At 64.5% G+C, this 16,977-nt stretch carries 16 protein-coding genes; 7 read left to right on the top strand and 9 right to left on the bottom strand.

All coding sequences use genetic code 11. From position 1 onward, the window contains the following. Positions 1–133: 133 nt before the first annotated feature. From AC1D1N_RS03435 to AC1D1N_RS03425, 3 genes are read right to left on the bottom strand one after another with little or no spacing between them, the layout of a single operon-like run. A complete protein-coding gene (locus AC1D1N_RS03435; RefSeq protein WP_477346611.1) occupies positions 134–3,412 on the bottom strand; it encodes an error-prone DNA polymerase in 3,279 nt (1,092 codons plus the stop codon). Then, complete coding sequence (locus tag AC1D1N_RS03430) at positions 3,409–4,881, bottom strand: DUF6504 family protein (protein WP_436262128.1); 1,473 nt, start codon at positions 4,879–4,881, stop codon at positions 3,409–3,411. The genes AC1D1N_RS03435 and AC1D1N_RS03430 overlap by 4 nt, the downstream gene beginning before the upstream one ends. Further along, a complete protein-coding gene (locus AC1D1N_RS03425) occupies positions 4,823–5,857 on the bottom strand; it encodes an ImuA family protein (RefSeq protein ID WP_477346609.1) in 1,035 nt (344 codons plus the stop codon). The genes AC1D1N_RS03430 and AC1D1N_RS03425 overlap by 59 nt, the downstream gene beginning before the upstream one ends. A 178-nt stretch (positions 5,858–6,035) precedes the next feature. On the opposite strand from AC1D1N_RS03425, the gene AC1D1N_RS03420 reads away from it, so the two are divergent. Beyond that, a complete protein-coding gene (locus tag AC1D1N_RS03420; protein ID WP_112560156.1) occupies positions 6,036–6,458 on the top strand; it encodes a metallopeptidase family protein in 423 nt (140 codons plus the stop codon). A 281-nt stretch (positions 6,459–6,739) separates the two neighbouring features. Here AC1D1N_RS03420 and AC1D1N_RS03415 read toward each other — a convergent pair whose 3' ends face one another. Together AC1D1N_RS03415 and AC1D1N_RS03410 are read right to left on the bottom strand one after the other, a co-directional pair. Next, the gene (locus AC1D1N_RS03415) at positions 6,740–6,946 is read right to left on the bottom strand and encodes a DUF1737 domain-containing protein (RefSeq protein WP_023699283.1); all 207 of its coding nucleotides are present in this window, start codon (positions 6,944–6,946) and stop codon (positions 6,740–6,742) included. Positions 6,947–7,008: 62 nt separating this feature from the next. Further along, complete coding sequence (locus AC1D1N_RS03410) at positions 7,009–7,884, bottom strand: HpcH/HpaI aldolase/citrate lyase family protein (RefSeq protein WP_477346607.1); 876 nt, start codon at positions 7,882–7,884, stop codon at positions 7,009–7,011. A gap of 384 nt (positions 7,885–8,268) precedes the next feature. On the opposite strand from AC1D1N_RS03410, the gene AC1D1N_RS03405 reads away from it, so the two are divergent. The 4 genes from AC1D1N_RS03405 to AC1D1N_RS03390 are packed head-to-tail and all read left to right on the top strand — an operon-like array spanning position 8,269 to position 13,274. Further along, the gene (locus tag AC1D1N_RS03405) at positions 8,269–9,804 is read left to right on the top strand and encodes a DUF4153 domain-containing protein (RefSeq protein ID WP_477346605.1); all 1,536 of its coding nucleotides are present in this window, start codon (positions 8,269–8,271) and stop codon (positions 9,802–9,804) included. A gap of 4 nt (positions 9,805–9,808) precedes the next feature. Beyond that, on the top strand, positions 9,809–10,501 hold the full coding sequence (locus tag AC1D1N_RS03400; protein ID WP_477346603.1) for a response regulator: 693 nt from the start codon (positions 9,809–9,811) through the stop codon (positions 10,499–10,501). After that, the gene (locus AC1D1N_RS03395) at positions 10,489–12,084 is read left to right on the top strand and encodes a sensor histidine kinase (protein ID WP_477346601.1); all 1,596 of its coding nucleotides are present in this window, start codon (positions 10,489–10,491) and stop codon (positions 12,082–12,084) included. The genes AC1D1N_RS03400 and AC1D1N_RS03395 overlap by 13 nt, the downstream gene beginning before the upstream one ends. Positions 12,085–12,107: 23 nt before the next feature. Beyond that, positions 12,108–13,274 (top strand): NAD(P)/FAD-dependent oxidoreductase, encoded by a 1,167-nt coding sequence (locus AC1D1N_RS03390; protein WP_477346599.1) that lies wholly within the window; start codon positions 12,108–12,110, stop codon positions 13,272–13,274. Between the two features lie 40 nt (positions 13,275–13,314). Here AC1D1N_RS03390 and AC1D1N_RS03385 read toward each other — a convergent pair whose 3' ends face one another. The 4 genes from AC1D1N_RS03385 to AC1D1N_RS03370 all read right to left on the bottom strand — a co-directional run bounded on the left by AC1D1N_RS03385 (position 13,315) and on the right by AC1D1N_RS03370 (position 15,119). Then, positions 13,315–13,806: an SRPBCC family protein gene (locus tag AC1D1N_RS03385; protein WP_477346597.1), complete on the bottom strand. Its 492-nt coding sequence runs from the start codon at positions 13,804–13,806 to the stop codon at positions 13,315–13,317. 39 nt (positions 13,807–13,845) lie between these two features. After that, a complete protein-coding gene (locus tag AC1D1N_RS03380; protein WP_477346595.1) occupies positions 13,846–14,295 on the bottom strand; it encodes an SRPBCC family protein in 450 nt (149 codons plus the stop codon). Further along, positions 14,292–14,606, bottom strand: a complete 315-nt coding sequence (locus tag AC1D1N_RS03375; protein WP_477346593.1) for an ArsR/SmtB family transcription factor — start codon at positions 14,604–14,606, stop codon at positions 14,292–14,294. The genes AC1D1N_RS03380 and AC1D1N_RS03375 overlap by 4 nt, the downstream gene beginning before the upstream one ends. A gap of 87 nt (positions 14,607–14,693) precedes the next feature. After that, complete coding sequence (locus AC1D1N_RS03370) at positions 14,694–15,119, bottom strand: GNAT family N-acetyltransferase (protein WP_477346591.1); 426 nt, start codon at positions 15,117–15,119, stop codon at positions 14,694–14,696. 256 nt (positions 15,120–15,375) lie between these two features. On the opposite strand from AC1D1N_RS03370, the gene leuD reads away from it, so the two are divergent. Continuing rightward, positions 15,376–15,981 (top strand): 3-isopropylmalate dehydratase small subunit, encoded by a 606-nt coding sequence (leuD, locus tag AC1D1N_RS03365; RefSeq protein ID WP_477309012.1) that lies wholly within the window; start codon positions 15,376–15,378, stop codon positions 15,979–15,981. A 63-nt stretch (positions 15,982–16,044) separates the two neighbouring features. Next, complete coding sequence (locus AC1D1N_RS03360) at positions 16,045–16,968, top strand: hypothetical protein (protein ID WP_477346589.1); 924 nt, start codon at positions 16,045–16,047, stop codon at positions 16,966–16,968. Positions 16,969–16,977: the final 9 nt, after the last annotated feature.

The raw sequence follows: 16,977 nt of genomic DNA, 5'->3' as shown, positions 1-16,977 counted from the left end.
GGGTGCAGCGGAGCAGAATTCTGCACCGTTTCAACGCCTTAATGTCACGGCATGGATCCCGGGGTCTGCGCCGCGTCGCTTCGCTCCTTGCTTCGCCCCAGGATGACGACGCGATGGGCGTCTCCATAAAGCCCTACTGAAAATTCCTTCCCTTGGGCATGACCCTCTCGGCCTTGTCTGACAGCGTTGCGATATCCGGCCGGGCTGGCACGGCCGGTGTCATCTCCTCCAGCAGCACCGTCAGCCACGGCGTCAGATCCTCGATCTTTTCGGCGACGATATGGATGACATCCGATTCCGACTGCAGCTTGCCGGTGACCTTGACGAAGCGGGCGCCCATGACGATGGGGCGGAAGCGGGTAAACGTCCTTTCCCAGAAAATGACGTTGGCGACGGCCTTGTCGTCCTCCAGGGTCAGGAAGATCGCATTGCCCTTGCCGGGGCGCTGGCGCACCAGCACCAGTCCGGCGACGGAAACCCGCCTGCCGTCGCGAACCGCGCCAAGGTTGGCATTGGGGATGACGCCGGCGCGGTCGAGCCGCTCGCGCAGGAAGGCGACCGGATGCGCCTTCAACGACAGGCCGAGCGCGCGGTAGTCGTGGATGACATGTTCGCCGAGCGGCATTGTCGGCAGTTTTGTTTCGGGTTCGAGCTCGCGCAGGCGGATCGCCGGCTGGTCGAACAGCGGCAGTCTTTCGGCGGCACTCTTGCCGTCCAGCGCGCGCACCGCCCACAAGGCTTCACGACGGTCGAGGCCGAGCGAGCGGAAGGCGTCGGCCTGCGCCAGTCTTTCGATGTCGTCGACATCGAGGCCGGAGCGCAGCCAGACATCCCTGACGCTTGAATAGCCGGCGCCGCGCCGCTCGGCAAACTGCTCCATGCGCTCCTTGGACAGTCCCTTGATCTGCCTGAAGCCGAGCCGCACGGCGTGCTTTGTCTCGATGACACCGCGCATCTGGGCATGGCGCGGCAGGATGCGGGCCGGGTCGAATTCGTCTTCCTCCAGCGTGCAGTCCCAGCCGGAAAAATTGACGTCGACGTCGCGGATATCGACGCCATGGTCGCGCGCGTCGCGCACCAGCTGCGCCGGTTGATAAAACCCCATCGGCTGCGAATTGAGGATCGCGGCGCAGAACACGTCGGGATAGAAAGTCTTGAACCAGCACGAGGCATAGACGAGCAGCGCGAAGGAGGCGGCGTGGCTTTCGGGAAAGCCGTATTCGCCGAAACCTTCGATCTGCTTGAAGCAGCGCTCGGCGAAGTCCTTGGTGTATCCCTTGCCGACCATGCCGTCGATCATGCGCTGGCGGTAATTGCCGATGGTGCCGGTGCGCTTGAAGGTGGCCATGGCGCGGCGCAATTCGTCGGCCTCGCCCGGCTTGAAGCCGCCGGCGACGATGGCGATCTTCATCGCCTGCTCCTGGAACAGCGGCACGCCCAGCGTCTTCTTGAGGATCGCCTCCAGCTCCGGCTTTTGATACTCGGCCTTCTCCTTGCCTTGCCGACGGCGCAGATAGGGATGAACCATGTCGCCCTGGATCGGGCCCGGCCGCACGATCGCCACCTCGATGACAAGGTCGTAGAAATCCTTTGGCTTGAGCCTTGGCAGCATCGACATCTGGGCACGCGATTCGATCTGGAAGACGCCGAGCGTGTCGGCGCGGCCGATCATGTCGTAGACATGCCTGTCCTCAGGCGGGAGGCTTCCCAGCACATAGGGCCTGCCATACTCATCGCGCGCATCCGGGTAATGATCGGTGAGCAAGGTGAAGGCGCGTTTCAGGCAGGTCAGCATGCCGAGCGCCAGCACGTCGACCTTCAAAATCTTGACCGCGTCGAGATCGTCCTTGTCCCATTCGACCATCTTGCGCGCCTCCATCGCCGTCTTGACGATGGGGACGATCTCGTCGAGCCGGTCCCTGGTGATGACGAAGCCGCCGACATGCTGCGACAAATGCCGGGGAAAGCCCATGATCTCGTTGGCGTGGGCGATCACGTGACGGGTCGAGGTCTCGTTGCGGTCGAGGCCGCCGGCATGGGCCTCCTTCTCGCCGAGCTCCGAGGTCGACCAACCCCAGATCGAACTGGAGAGCGCGCTGCGGACATCGTCCGACAGGCCCATGGCCTTGGCCACCTCGCGCAATGCCGAGCGGCCGCGATAGCTGATGACGGCGGCCGCCAGCGCGGTGCGCTTGGCGCTGTATTTGGAGTAGATGTACTGGATCACCTCCTCCCGCCGCTCATGTTCGAAGTCGACGTCGATATCGGGCGGCTCGTTGCGCTCCTCGGAAATGAACCGCTCGAACAGCGTGTCGATGCGCTCGGGGCCGACCTCGGTGATGCCGATGCAGAAGCAGACGATCGAATTGGCGGCCGAGCCTCTGCCCTGGCACAGAATGCCCTCGTTGCGGGCGAACTGGACAATGTCGTAAACGGTGAGGAAATAGCGCGCATAGTTCAGGCGCTCGATCAGAGCGAGCTCTTCGCCGATGCGCTGCGAGACGGAAGCGGGGACGCCCGCCGGATAGCGCGTGGCGGCCCCCTCCCTGGCCAGACGCTCGAGCTCGGCCTGCGGCCCGAGGCCCGATTGCGTCGGCTCGTCGGGATAATTGTACTGGAGATCGCCAAGCGAGAAGGTCAGCTCGCCGGCAAAGCGCAGCGTCTCGGCCAGCGCCTGCGGATGGCGGCGAAAGAGGCGGGCCATTTCCAGCGGCGGCTTTAGATGGCGCTCGGCATTGGCCGTCAGTTCCAGCCCGACCTCGGCGACCGGCACATTGAGGCGGATGGCGGTAAGCACATCCTGCAGCGAGCGCCGCTCGGCGCTGTGGTAGAGCACATCGTTGGTCGCCATCAGCGGCACGCTGGCGGCTTCCGCCATGGCGGAAGCCTGCTCGATGCGGAAGCGGTCATTGCCGCGATAATCCGGCGCCACGCCTAGCCGCAGGTTGGCGCCAAAACGATCCTTCAGCTGGCGGATCAATGCCAGGGGATCGTCGGCATTCGTCGAGAGATCCGGCATCACCGCCAGCGACAGAAGATCGCCCCATTCGAGCAGGTCGCCGCGCTGGAGAAGGGTCGCGCCCTTCTCGTTCTCGTCGCGCAGATTGGCCTGCGTCAGCATGCGGCAGAGATGGCCCCAGCCCTTGCGGTTCTGCGGATAGGCGAGAATGTCCGGAGTGCCGTCGCCGAACACCAGCCGGCAGCCGGGGTGGTAGGCGAGCTTCTCGACCTTGGCCTGCTGCCAGGCGCGCACGACGCCGGCGACGGTGTTGCGATCTGCCAGCCCGATCGAGGAGAAGCCGAGGAATTTGGCCGCCACCACCAGTTCCTCCGGCTTGGAGGCGCCGCGCAGGAAGGAGAAATTCGACTGGATGCCGAATTCGGCATAGGGAATGACGGTCAGCGCGTTCATGCGAAGACCCCATGCATGAACCAGCGCGGCGAAGGCTGGCCGGCGCCGTAGAGCCCCTGGCGGTAGAGCCAGTAACGGCGGCCGTCGCTGTCCTCGATGCGGAAATAGTCGCGCGTCGGCGCGTCCTCCTCACTCTTCTGCCACCATTCCGGCGCGATGCGCTCCGGCCCTTCGGCGTGGGCGACCCGGTAGAGCGCGCGGCGCCAGCGGAAATTCATCGGCGGTCCCTCCGGCATTTCGGTCGCCGGCACCTCGATCGGCTCGGGCGAACGGAACAGCCGGATCGGCCGCTCCGGCGGGAAGATGGTTGTCGGCGGCGCGTCTTTCCGGTCCGATCTTTTCGGCGGCGTGGTCCGTTGCGGCGCCTCCGAGAAGGGGATGGTGGCGACGGCGCGCTCCGGCAGATGGCTCTCGACGGCGACCGCTTTGAGCACAGCATTGTCGCCGAGTCGGGCGCGGATGCGGTCGGCAAACAGCGCGATGTCGGCGCCGTCATCTTGCGCCTCTCCGGTCAAATCGGCCTGCTGCATGTCGAAGGCTGCGGCTGCCAACACGGAAAGCCGCACCAGGTCGAAGCCGTAGCCAGCATCGATGTCCTGCTCGAGCGCGGCCAGCCGCTCGTGGAACAGGCGCTGGATCAGCTTCGGCTCGCGCAGGGGCCGTGACGTGCCGACGGCGATGCGGCTGACGGCGCCGTCGACGCGAAACAAAAGCAGCGCCAGCATCCGGGCGCCTTCGCCGCGGCGCTCGAGGTCGACCTTCAGGGTCACCGCCAGCATTTCCACCAGCCGCTCGATCTCGGCGGTCAACACGACCGGCTCGGCGAGGTGGCGCTCGACCGAAAGCGGCGCTACCGGCAGGCGCGGCGACACCGCCTCGTCGAGGCGGCCGAGCGCCTGGTCTAGCCGCAACAGCAAGGTAGAGCCGAAGCGACGGGCAAGCGGTGCGCGCGGTGCGGCCATGACTGCGCCCGCGGTGCGCAGGCCCACACTTTCCAGGCTGGCGCGGATATCGGCTTCGATGCGTAGCGCGGCCAGCGGCAAAGGGGCAAGCAGCGCTTCCTCCTCGCCTGAGGGAACGATGCGGTCGCCGCAAAAGCGCGCTGCCGCCCAGGCAGCACCCGGCGTCGCGGCAAGCCCGGCGCGAACATCGAAACCCTGCTGGAAAAAGCGCGCAAGAATGTCATCCAGCATGGCGCGCTCGCCGCCGAACAGATGCGTGCAACCGGTGACGTCGAGATAAAGCCCATCGGCGCCGTCCAGCGCCACCAGCGGCGTGTAGCGGTCGCACCAGTCGGCAAGACCTTCGAGCAGCCTTCGGTCGGCTTCTGGGTCGGCCTCGACGATGTCGATCGAGGGATGCATGGCGCGCGCGTCGGCAATGCCCATGCCGCGCTTCAGGTGCAGCGCCTCAGCCCGCTCGTCGAGGGCCGATATGCGCTGGGCGCTGCGGTCGCGATGGCTGATCACCAGAGGCAAATGATCCGACGGCCGGGAACGCCACGACCGTCCCAGACGCTGGCGCAGGATCCGCTCCGCCCCGAGATGCGGAAACCACAGCGACAGAATTCTCTGGCCGTTCTTCCCGTCTTTCTTCGAAACTGTGTTCATCGGGGTTCCACTCCAGTGTGAATTGTCCGGGCAGAGCGCTACGGCTCTTGCCGATGCTGACGGTGAAGGCGGGGCGGCCGATCGAGCCGGCGAGCGGCCCTGCGATGGTCCGGCGGCTTGCAGCCGCTGCGGCCGACACGATGAGGCGTACGGGTGCCGCCGTCGGTTCGGCCTCGCCGGCCTGGCGCAGCAGAAACACCGGCCGGCCGGCGCTTTGCGCGCGGGCGTGCAGCCGGCGCGTTGCGGTGAGGTCGAGCCGCTGCGGGCTGCCGCGGATTTCGAGGATGATGGCGGCCAGCGCGGTCATCTTCGCGGCTTCCTCGGCCACCCACAGCGCATCGGTGAGTTTCGCCGCCTCGGAAAACAGCAATTGCTCCGGCGCGATGCCGAACATGCCCTGCAATCCCCTGGCATAGGGAAAGCCGGCCTCGCGAAAAATCTCCGACGTGCCAATCCACAGCACGGGCAATCTCTGCCCCCTGAGGATCAGGCTGACCAGCGACAGCACAAAGCCGGCGACCGCCCCGGCATTGCGGGTCTCGAGGCCATGGATCTCGGTGAGGGCGGCTTTCGGCAGGCCGCCGCTGAGTGTGGCATCGAGGCGTTCAACGCCGGTGGGCAGGAAGGCATCCGGTGACGCCACGGCAAGGCCGCGCCGGATGATGGTGATGTCCGGTGCGATATCGGATTCTGGCCCGCCGGCATCGCCGTCAGCACGCGCGCGAGGCCGCTCGCCAGCCGGCGCGGCCAGGCGCTCGGGCAGCGTTCCCTCGATCTTCGCGATCTGGCGGCGCAGGGCAAAAACAGTCTCCCGCGCCACGGCTGATGTCGCCATGACGGTCAGTTTCTCTCACAATTGTTCCTGTTATGTTCCTATAGATTCCAGAGGGTGCCCCAAGAGTCAAGCGGAGTCAGAAGGAATTTATTCCTCTATAGCCATTGACGTCATGAAATTGCCGCTTCATTGCCGAGTCCGGTGCGAAAGCCTATATGCCGGGATCAAAGGACAACGCATGGCCCGCATCTACAAGACCCGCACCTGGCACGACGAACTCTCGCCCTCGATCGAGGAAATGGAGTTTCTGGCGCTGGAGGCGTACGCGCATCTGCCGGACGATTTTCGCAAGCTGACCGGCGAGATCGTCATCGTGATCGCCGAGTTCCCGACCGACGAGATCATGGACGATCTGTCGCTGGAGACGCCGTTCGACCTGCTTGGCCTGTTCGAGGGCCGCGGCATTGCCGAGCGTTGGAATCCGCAGACCGGCGAAGGCCCGAACCGCATCACCCTCTACCGCCGCGCCATCCTCGACTACTGGGCCGAGAACGAAGAGACGCTGGGCGACATCGTCACCCACGTGCTGATCCACGAGATCGGCCACCATTTCGGCCTGTCGGACGATGATATGGAGAAGATTGAAGAGGCGGCGGAGTAGCCCCAACGTTTCGTCATCCCAGGGCGAAGCAGGAGCGAAGCTCCGTCGCGAAAACCCTGGGATCCATGCCGTGACTGTGGTGCAGTGCTCCGGCGACGCAAGAAATCGAGCGCATCGCCGGTCATGGTTTCAGCAGCGAGCGTCGGTGCGCGCACAAGCGGGATTCTCATCCGTCGCACTTTACGACCAGCGTCGCGGCATGGATCCCAGGGTCTGCGCCGCGTCGCTTCGCTCCTTGCTTCGCCCTAAGATGACGAAGACACGCGAGGGTTCGGTCTTCCCTACCAGTCGCTCAGCTTCGTATCCGGCCCGTATTCCTGGCCATCAATATCCTTCACCACCGACTGGCCGCAGCGCATCGATTTGGTTTTCTTGTCGTAGGCGTAGGTCGGCGAGCCGTAGAGGTGCCAGCCCTTGTTCAGCGCCGCGGTCACCTTGTGGCAAAAGGTGGAATCGTCGGGGGCAGATAAAAAGCGGTAGAGTCTCATGGTTCAAGTCCTGTCGTGAGTGTCTTGTCGAGGCGTGATCTTTTCAAAGCCGGCTTAGGCAATCATGCGCCGATGGCGGCGGCCTTCGCCAGCAGTTTTTCGGCCTGTGCCAGATGCAGCCGCTCGACCATCCTGCCGCTCAGCGCAATCACGCCCTTGCCGGCATTTTCCGGCAAGGCGAAGGCATCTTTCACCGCGCGCGCCTCGGCCAGGGCATCTGGCGCCGGTGCAAAGGCGCGGTTGGCGGCTTCGATCTGGGCCGGGTGGATCAGCGTCTTGCCGTCGAACCCCATGGCGGCGGCTTCCGTGCACTCGCGCGCAAAAGCATCGAGGTCGCGAAAATCGTTGGAGACGCCGTCCAGCATGTCGATGCCGCCGGCGCGGGCAGCCAGCACCATTTGCATCAGCCATGGTACGAGGTAGCGCCGGTCGGGCGTGGCCAGAATGCCGGTCTCCTTGACCAGATCGTTCGTTCCGGCAACGAAACAATTGAGGCGCGAGGCCGGGTCGCGGCCGAGTTCGGCAATGGCGCCGATGTTGAGCATGGCCTTGGGCGTCTCGATCATCGCCCAGAGTTTGACGCTATCGGGGGCAAAATTGTCGTCGAGCACGTCGCCGACTTCGAGGATGTCGCGCGGCGTGGCGACCTTGGACAGCAAGATGCCGTCGGGCTCGAATTGCGCCGCGGCCAGCAAATCGTCGTTGCCCCATTCGCTGGACAGCGCGTTGACGCGCACGATCATCTCGCAGCGCCGCTTCGGCCGGCTGGCGAAAATAGCCGTCAGTTTTTCACGCGCCGCGACCTTGTCGGCGGGAGCAACGGCGTCTTCGAGGTCGATAATCACGGCATCGCAGGTAAGCGTCGCGATCTTGGCCAGCGCCTTGTCGTTGGAGGCGGGGACGTAGAGTACAGAGCGGCGCGGGCGGTAGGGTTCCATGCTCGATCTATGCCGGCTACAGGCGGGTGAGGCAAGGGTGCGGCTGGTGATTGCCCGAAGTCGGCGCTGCCCCTCATCCCCCTGCCGGGACCTTCTCCCCGTGAACGGGGAGAAGGGGGCTGGTTCCTGCACGAAAACTGCACGGGTCTGCGGAAAACCTCCTCCGCTGCGCCCTGCCGTATCCATGCGCAGCCACCACAAGGGCGGCATGCAACAGCGAAACGTCAACCATTGGTCCCTGCCTTACCGACTGCGCAGCGAAAGCTGGTGGCTGGTCGATCCGCCGCGGCCGGAGACCCGCCATCGCCCGGAGGCAAGCCTGCTCCCCTTTATACCCAAGCATCCGCCCGTCGGCCGGATCCAGCCCACCAGGAAAGTCCGCGCATGACATCGTTCGTCAGCTTTTGCAGCCGCTTCGGCATTGCCGTCCTGCTCGTCGCGCTGGCGGATTTTCTCTTTTACGCCCAGCCTGCCGGCATTACCGTCCTTTTGTTCGCCATCGTGACTGCCGGCGCGGTTGTCGCCGTGCATCCCGCTGCCCTCAATTCCCCAATGCCGTGGCTCAAGCCGGCCTGCCTGTTGGTCGCGCTGCTGCCGCTGGCTGAAAATGTCAGCGCGCTGTCGGTCTCGGTCGCGCTCGTGGCCATGGTGGTGTTTGCATTGTCGCTGGCCGGGCGGTTGCAACACCGCATCGCCCGCATTGCCGGCCAGATCGCGCTGTTCCTGCTGGCGGTGCCACTGCGGTTCATCCGGGATTTCATCCGCTGGCGCAAGACGGCGCGTCGCTTCGGCCGGCGCCGGATCCGGTTCGCGTCCATCGCGGTCTGGGTGATGCCGCTGACGCTAGGCGCCGTCTTCCTCACGCTGTTCGGCGCCGCCAATCCGGTCATCGACTACTGGCTGTCGCTGATCGACCTGATGAAGCTCCTCGATCTCATCCAGCTGGCGCGGATTGCCTTCTGGCTGGTCGTGCTCGCCTGCGTCTGGGCCTTGCTGCGGCCACGTCTGCCGCGCTTCCGGCGTCTTATCCCGCGGCCGAGGCAGAACCTTGCCGGCGCCCAGCCGGCGGCCAAATCGGAGCGGCATGTCGTCGAGGATATCGTCTTCGGCAAAGGCGCCATCTTGCGCGCGCTGATCGTCTTCAACGCCCTGTTTGCGCTGCAGACCGGGCTCGACGCCGCCTATCTCTGGGGTGGGGTCGCCCTTCCCGATGGCATGAGCTATGCCGCCTATGCGCATCGCGGTGCCTATCCGCTAATCGTCACCGCGCTGCTCGCCGCCGGCTTCGTGCTGGCGGCGCTGCGGCCGGGCAGCGAAACATCAAGCGATCCGCTGATCCGCCGGCTGGTCTATGCCTGGGTGGCGCAGAACATCATGCTGGTCATCTCGTCAATCCTGCGGCTCGACCTCTATATCGGCGTCTATGCGCTGACCTACTGGCGCATCGCCGCTTTCGTATGGATGGGGCTGGTGGCATCAGGGCTTGCGCTGATCATCGCCCGCATTGCTCTCAGAAAATCCAACGAATGGCTGTTCTCGGCCAATCTTCTGACGTTATCGGCGACGCTTTATGCCTGCTGCTTCATCAACTTCGCCGCAATGATCGCCAACTTCAATGTCGACCACTCGCTTGAAATGTCTGGCTCCGGCACCCCGCTCGATGCCGAGTATCTGCGCTCATTCGGCGCCGTCGCCCTGCCGGCACTGGACCGCTATTACATGCATCAGACCGGACATCTGACCACCTGGGTGGTCGACCTGCAGACGGCCGACGACTATATCGCCGAACAGAAGAAGTGGCGCGCCTGGAGCTTTCGCGCCTGGAGGCTCGTGCAGGTTCTCGACAAAAGAGGCCCGCTCGTGCTTCCTCCACCTCAGCAACCTACCCAACCCTCGCAACCTTCAGTGCCGGACCGCTAGATTCATGCCGCATCAGATCCTGGTCGCCGACGACGATCCGCACATACGCGAGATCATCTGCTTTGCACTGGAAAAGGCCGGCATGAAGACTCAAGGTGTGTCTGACGGCGCGGCCGCCCTGCAGGCGATCGAACGCCGCGAGCCCGATCTCGTCGTGCTCGACATCGGCATGCCTGAGATGGACGGGCTGGAGGTCTGCCGGCGGCTCAGGCAACGCTCGGACGTGCCGGTGCTGTTCCTGTCGGCGCGTGACGAGGAAATCGACCGCATCCTCGGGCTCGAAATGGGCGGCGACGACTATGTGACGAAGCCGTTCAGCCCGCGCGAACTGGTGGCGCGTGTCAATGTCATTTTGCGCCGCGCCCGCGCCGTGCCGGAGCCGGCCGACGACAGGGCCTTTGCGCATGGCAAGCTCAGCCTGACACCGGCCAGCCATGGCGCCAGTTTCGACGGCAAGGCACTGGCGCTGACGGCGATCGAATTCTCGATCCTGAAAGGCTTCCTGGCACGGCCGGCGCATGTGCTGGGCCGCGACCTGGTGGTGGCCAGCGCCTATGCCGCCAACATCCATGTCGCCGACCGCACCGTCGACAGCCATATCCGCAACATCCGCGCCAAGCTGGCGGCGGCGGGCTGTCTCGACGCCATCGAGACCGTGCATGGTGTCGGCTTTCGGCTTGGCCGATGCGGCGCCTGAGCGACGCCAAATGGATCGGCACCAAATGGCGGCCAAGGCTGGCCACGGTGGTTCTCGCCATCCTCATCATGGTGCTGGCGCTGCCGCTGGTCGGCCTGTTTTTCTTCCGGCTTTATGAAAACCAGCTGATCCGCCAGACCGAGGGCGAGCTGATCGCGCAGGGCGCCGTCCTCGCCGCCATCTATGCGCAGGATGTCCGCGACGCCGGCATTTCTCCGGACAAGCTCGGCGCGCCGGTTGAGGCAGAGAGCGACGATGCCAGCCGCGGCGACGACTCCCCCTACCAGCCGATCGAGCCGAGTCTCGATCTCGCCTCCGACTATCTTCTGCCCACCCGGCCCGCCGGCATCGCGGCCGCCACCGATCCGGTCTTTGCGGCGATAGGGGCGCGGTTGTCGGGCATTCTCGACACGACGCAAAAGACCACGCTGGCCGGCTTCCGGCTGCTCGATCCCAAGGGCGTCGTCATTGCCGGGCGCGATGAGGTCGGCCTGTCGCTCGGCGGTGTCGAGGAGGTGCGGACAGCATTGTCCGGCCACTATGCCAGCGTTCTGAGACAACGAATCCCCGACCAGCCACCGCCGCCGCTCTATTCGGTCAGCCGCGGCACCAAAGTCCGCGTCTTCGTTGCCATGCCGATTGCAGTCGATGGCCGGGTTGCCGGCGTGATCTATCTGTCGCGGACGCCGAACAACATCGTCAAACACCTCTATGGCGAGCGCGGCAAGGTGACGCTGGCGGCCATCGCCATGCTTTGCGGCACGCTGCTGATCGCGCTGGTCTTCCTGCGCACCGTCAGCCGGCCGATCTACGCGCTGATGGAGCGAACAAGGCGCATTGCCGCTGGTGACCGTGATGCGATCCGGCCGCTCGACCACCACGGCACGCGCGAAATGGCCGAACTGTCCGCCGCTTTCCTCGACATGGCTGAAAAGCTGCAGGCGCGCTCCGACAGCATCCAGACCTTTGCCACTCATGTCTCGCACGAGCTCAAATCACCCCTGACGGCGATCCAGGGCGCGGCCGAGCTGTTGCGCGATTCCGGCGATGCGATGGACGCCGCCGAGCGCAAGCGGTTTTCCGGCAACATCGTCAACGATGCCGGAAGGCTCAATCTGCTGGTGCGGCGCCTGCTCGACCTGGCGCGCGCCGAAAACCTGGCGCCGAGCGGCGAAAGCACATCGCTCGATGCAGCGCTGGCGCTGCTGCCGGTGGACGGCAGGCTGGCGGTCAACGTCGAGGCGGGTGGCGCGATAGGTCTGCGCATCTCGGCCGAGAATGCGGCGATCGTCCTTGCCAACCTGATCGACAATTCGGCGAGGCATGGCGCGACGCGGGTTGTGCTGGCTGCGGCAGCCGCCGAAGACAAAGTGACGGTTACCGTCAGCGACGACGGCGCCGGCATTTCGCCGAGCAACAGGGCTCGCATTTTCGAGCCATTCTTCACCACGCGGCGCGAATCCGGCGGCACCGGCATGGGCCTCGGCATCGTGCTGGCCCTCCTGAAAGCGCATGATGGCACGATCGCGCTGGTTGACTCCGGGCGCGGCACGCGCTTCGAGATTTCCTTGCCGGCCGCGTAAGGCCAGCGGATTGGAGAACAAGAGTGCGCTACGACATCGTCATCATCGGCGGGGCCATCGTCGGCTCCTCGGTCGCCTACTATCTGCGCGAGGAAGGCTTTTCCGGTTCGATCGCGCTGGTCGAGCGCGATCCGCAATTCGCCCATGCGGCGACGACGCTGTCCATGGCCTCGATCCGTCAGCAATTCTCGATCCCGGAAAACATCCGGCTGTCGCAGTTCACGCTTACCCTGTTCCGGCGGCTGAAGGAGACCTTCGGCACTGATGCCGATATCGGCTTTCGCGAGGGCGGCTATCTGATCCTGGCCGGCGAGGCCGGGCTGCCGATCCTGAAGGCCAATCACGAGGCGCAGATCGCCGAGGGCGCCGATATTCTGCTCGAGGACGCCGACCAGCTGGCAAAGCGCTTTTCCTGGCTGTCGACGGAAGGCATCAGCGCCGGCGCCTTCGGCCGCACCGGCGAGGGCTGGTTCGACGCGCATGCCATGCTGACGCTGTTCCGCAAGGCGTTGCGCGACAAGAAGGTCGATTTCATCGCCGCCGATGTTACCGGTATCGAGCGGCAGGGTGGCCGCGTCACCGGCGTTACGCTCGACAATGGCGAAAAACTCGAGGCCGGCATCGTCGTCAACGCCGCCGGTCCAAACGCCGGCAAGGTCGCCGCTCTTGCCGGGCTCACGCTGCCCGTCGAGCCGCGCAAGCGCAACGTCTTTGTGTTCGAGGCGCGCGAAAAATATACCGACATGCCACTGCTGGTCGACCCTTCAGGCATCTATGTCAGGCCGGAAGGCTCGGTCTATCTCACCGGCGGTGCCGAGCCGGAAGAGGGCGGCGGCCCGGCCGACCCCAGGGATTTCAATGTCGATTGGCCGCTGTTCGAAGAGGTGATCTGGCCGGTGCTGGCGACGCGCATCCCCGCCTTCGAAGCGATCAAGGCGACACGCGCCTGGGCCGGCCATTACGACTACAACACGCTCGACCAGAACGCGGTGATCGGCCCACATCCCGAGGTCGGCAATTTCATCTTCGCCAACGGTTTTTCGGGCCACGGCCTGCAACAGGCGCCGGCGGTCGGCAAAGCGCTGGCGGAGCTGCTGGTGCATGGCGGCTACCGGACGGTGGATTGCTCGGCATTCGGGTACAGCCGCGTGGCCGAGGGACGGGCATTTCGGGAATTGAATGTGATTTGAGCGGCCTCTTTTCATAAGCGTGAGAGGGCAAAACGCGCTTTCATGCCGCCGGCTCCCCAGTCTCGACATAGGCCTGCAGCCACCCCAGCACCCGGCCCCAATCCTCGGCATGTTCAGCCGCCGCGTCGGTCAACCCGGCAAAGCCGCCATGGCAGATGGTGAGACGTGTGCCTCCGGCTATCGGTTCCAGCAAGTAGGCAACCGTCGTTTGCCGCCGGCCAAGTGTCGGATGGTCCCAGTCATAGGCCCGCGTCTGCACGATCCGGCGCGGCGCCTGGATCTCGAGGAACTCGCCGCCGGCGGGATGGTCCTCGCCAGCAATGGTCCTGGCGATGACTTGCCACCGGCCGCCGACGCGCAAGTCGGCCGTCCAATCGACCATCCGGTAGCTTTCGCAAGAGCCCCACCAGCGCTCGACTTCATCCGTAATCAGCGCGTGGAAGACGCGCTCCGGTGGCGCGACGATCTCGGCGCTTGCCATGATCGTCTCGCCATTGGTCATGCTTTGCGCCACCACTGGGCCGTGCATCATGGCAACCTCCCTACGCGATTGTTTCGTTATCGAAACGAGTTAAGCCGCCTTTGATGCCGGGCGCGACAGGCCCTTGCCGGTTTCGAGCAGGCTCTTCAGGCTCGACAGCACCAGCGGCCAGCCATTGCCGACATGTTCCAGAAGACGGTGCGGACCGTCCGCAGCATGGGTGACGGCGAGCTTCATCATGTCGCCTTCCTGTTCGATGACGAAGGTGCAATGCGTGTAACCATCGGCCTTCACGGCCGGCATGAACTCATTGCGCCATTTGATGACCAGGCGCCTTGGCGGATCGACATCGACAATCTCGCCGCTGTCGGTGACGCGGCCGTCGGGATAGACCATCTTCCATGCCGAGCCTTTCTTCCAGTCGCTCTGCATCTGGGCGCCGAGGAAATATTGCAGGTGGAATTCCGGTTCGGTCAGCGCCTCCCAGAGCTTCTCGGGCGTGGTGCGGATATAGGTCACATAGACGAAGGCATTGCTCATGGCTCTTCCCTTTCGAGGCGCTTCTTCAAGTCGCTGAGGGCGGTCAGCCGTCCTCGTTCGAATTTGCCGATCCAGCGTTCGGCGATCTCGCTGATGGGAACGGGATTCAGGTAGTGCTGCTTTTCACGTCCGTTGCGGACGGTGGTGACGAGGTTCGCCTCTTCCAGGATCGCCAGATGCTTGGTCACAGCCTGGCGTGTCATATCCGTCCGCTCGCACAGCGCGTTCAGCGTCTGCCCATTCCTGTGATGGAGGCTATCCAGCAATTGCCGGCGTGTCGGGTCGGCGAAGGCGCGAAAGACGGCATCCATGCTCATTCATTTAATATGCAACCAAATGGTTGCATGTCAAGAGGCGATGTCACAGCGAAGCGACCGCCTCGCTTGGGTTGGCTGGCGTCACCGCTTGCGCGAGAACCAGAAGGCGTCGGGCATGCGCATCATGCCGATGCGCTCATAGAAGCCGACGGCGTCGGGCATCGAGATCAGGCTGATGGCGACCGACGTGCCAAGCTGCCGGCGGGCCTCGTCCATCAGGCCCTTGCCGATGCCAAGCCCTTGCGCCGATCGGGATACGGCAAGCTCGGAAATGTAACACACCCAGGAAAAGTCGGTGATGGCCCTGATAACGCCAATCAGTGGTCGGCCTTCGACATTGAGCCGCGCTGTCAGCACCAGGTTCGCGCCTGAAAGCATCGCCTGCAGCCGCGCGTCATCTTCGACAGGCCGCGTGTCGCCGAGCCCGGATTCCACCAGCACGCGGCGAAACTCGGCAATGCCGAGTTCCGGCTCGCGGGCATAAAGGACGTGGGAATTCTCGCTCATGGCAGCCAGACTGCACCAGCGGCCAACGATTTCGAAGCCGTTTTTCCAGGGTTTCAGTTTTGACGTGTGGCATGATACAGCCGTCGCGGCGGCCCGTAGCTCAGGGGAAGAGCGCCAGCCACGTGCTGGAGGCCCCCGGTCGAGACGGGGCGGGTCCGCCGCCAGCATCGCGCACGAACAGTTGCCTTTTATTTGCCAGCGCCTTTGTGTAAACGGTGCGTCAGCAATCCCCGCAACAAGAATACGGGCAAAAGCCATGGACAAATTCACCAAGCTCACCGGCGTCGCCGCCCCCATGCCGATCGTCAATGTCGACACCGACATGATCATCCCCAAGGATTATCTCAAGACGATCAAGCGCACCGGGCTCGGCAGCGGGCTGTTCGCCGAAATGCGCTACAAGGATGACGGCTCGGAAAACCCGGATTTCGTGCTCAACAAGCCGGCCTACCGCAAGGCGCAGATCCTGGTCGCCGGCGATAATTTCGGCTGCGGTTCGAGCCGTGAACACGCGCCGTGGGCGCTGCTCGATTTCGGCATACGCTGCGTCATCTCGACCTCGTTCGCCGACATTTTCTACAACAACTGCTTCAAGAACGGCATTTTGCCGATCACCGTCAGCCCGGAAGATCTGGACAAGCTGATGGACGACGCTTCGCGCGGCTCCAATGCGACGGTGTCGGTCGACCTCGAGGCCAAGGAAATCCGCGGTCCGGATGGTGGCGTGGTCAAATTCGACCTCGACGACTTCAAGCGCCACTGCCTGCTCAACGGTCTCGACGATATCGGCCTGACCATGGAAAAGGCTGGCGCCATCGCCTCGTTCGAGAAGAAGAACGCCGCCGAGCGCCCCTGGGCCTGAGCAGTATGATTTAACCCGACCGTCAAAGGCCGGGTTCGTGGCGGCTGAACGGAGGGGACAGTCATGACACGTTCGCTTCTTGCCGGCGCCTGCGTGTTGGCGTGGATGCTGATGCCGGTGGCTGGCGCGCATGCACAAACCGACACGGTGCTGGTGCCGGCTGAAGATCCGTCCGGCGAGGCCGCCGACCCGGGCGCGTCGAGCAATACGGCCCTGGCCGGCGATGACAGCCAAGGGCCGATCCCGTTCGAGGGTGGGCAGCTGACCATCACCCAGCAGGAAGAGTATGGCGAGAAGGTGCTGGCCTATGACGGCAAGCAGCTGGCCAGCAACTACGACGTGTTCTTCGACAAGGTGGTCAAGGTCGGCGCCGTCAACGTGGCGCTGGTCAATGTCGGCGATGGCGGCAACCAGTGCGGCCCGGCCACGGTGATCGTCTGGAAGCCAGAGGGCGGCGAGATCCAGAGCCTTACTGTCGAGCAGGACGAATGCGGCGCTCCGCCGGCGGCGGTGGCCGATAATGCGATCTATTTCGTGCCCTATCTGTTGCCGGGCGCTGAGCAGCAGGCGCTGCAATGGTCGCCCAGCGAAGGGCTGACGATTTCAGGCGACCTGACATATGCGCCCGAGCCCGGCACCGACTGGAAAGATGTCGATCCGTCCAAGTGCCAGAACATCATCGACGCCTTCCACAACGAGGCCGTCTACAAGGCGGCGAAGACGCTGCTTGGCGACACCATGCCCGACATGGCGACCAGCCTGCTGGTCGGCGGCGGCACCGAAAAGACGGCGTCCGGCGCCTTCTATGCCAGCGGCTGCGTGCCGCATGATTGCGGCGGCAGCGATGGTTTCATGGCCGTCGATCCGGTCAAGCAGACGCTCTACTTCGCCCGCCGCGGCGACGATGGCCAGCCGCAGGCGTGGCCGGACGTGAAGACCTGGCCGGCGGATATCAAGGAAGCGTTTGACAAGGCGCAGGGGAACTAGGCGAGCGAG

This window comes from Mesorhizobium sp. P2_B5 (assembly GCF_056404775.1).
The sequence above is the reverse complement of the archived record's forward strand: the minus strand, read 5'-3'. Positions and strand labels throughout refer to the sequence as shown.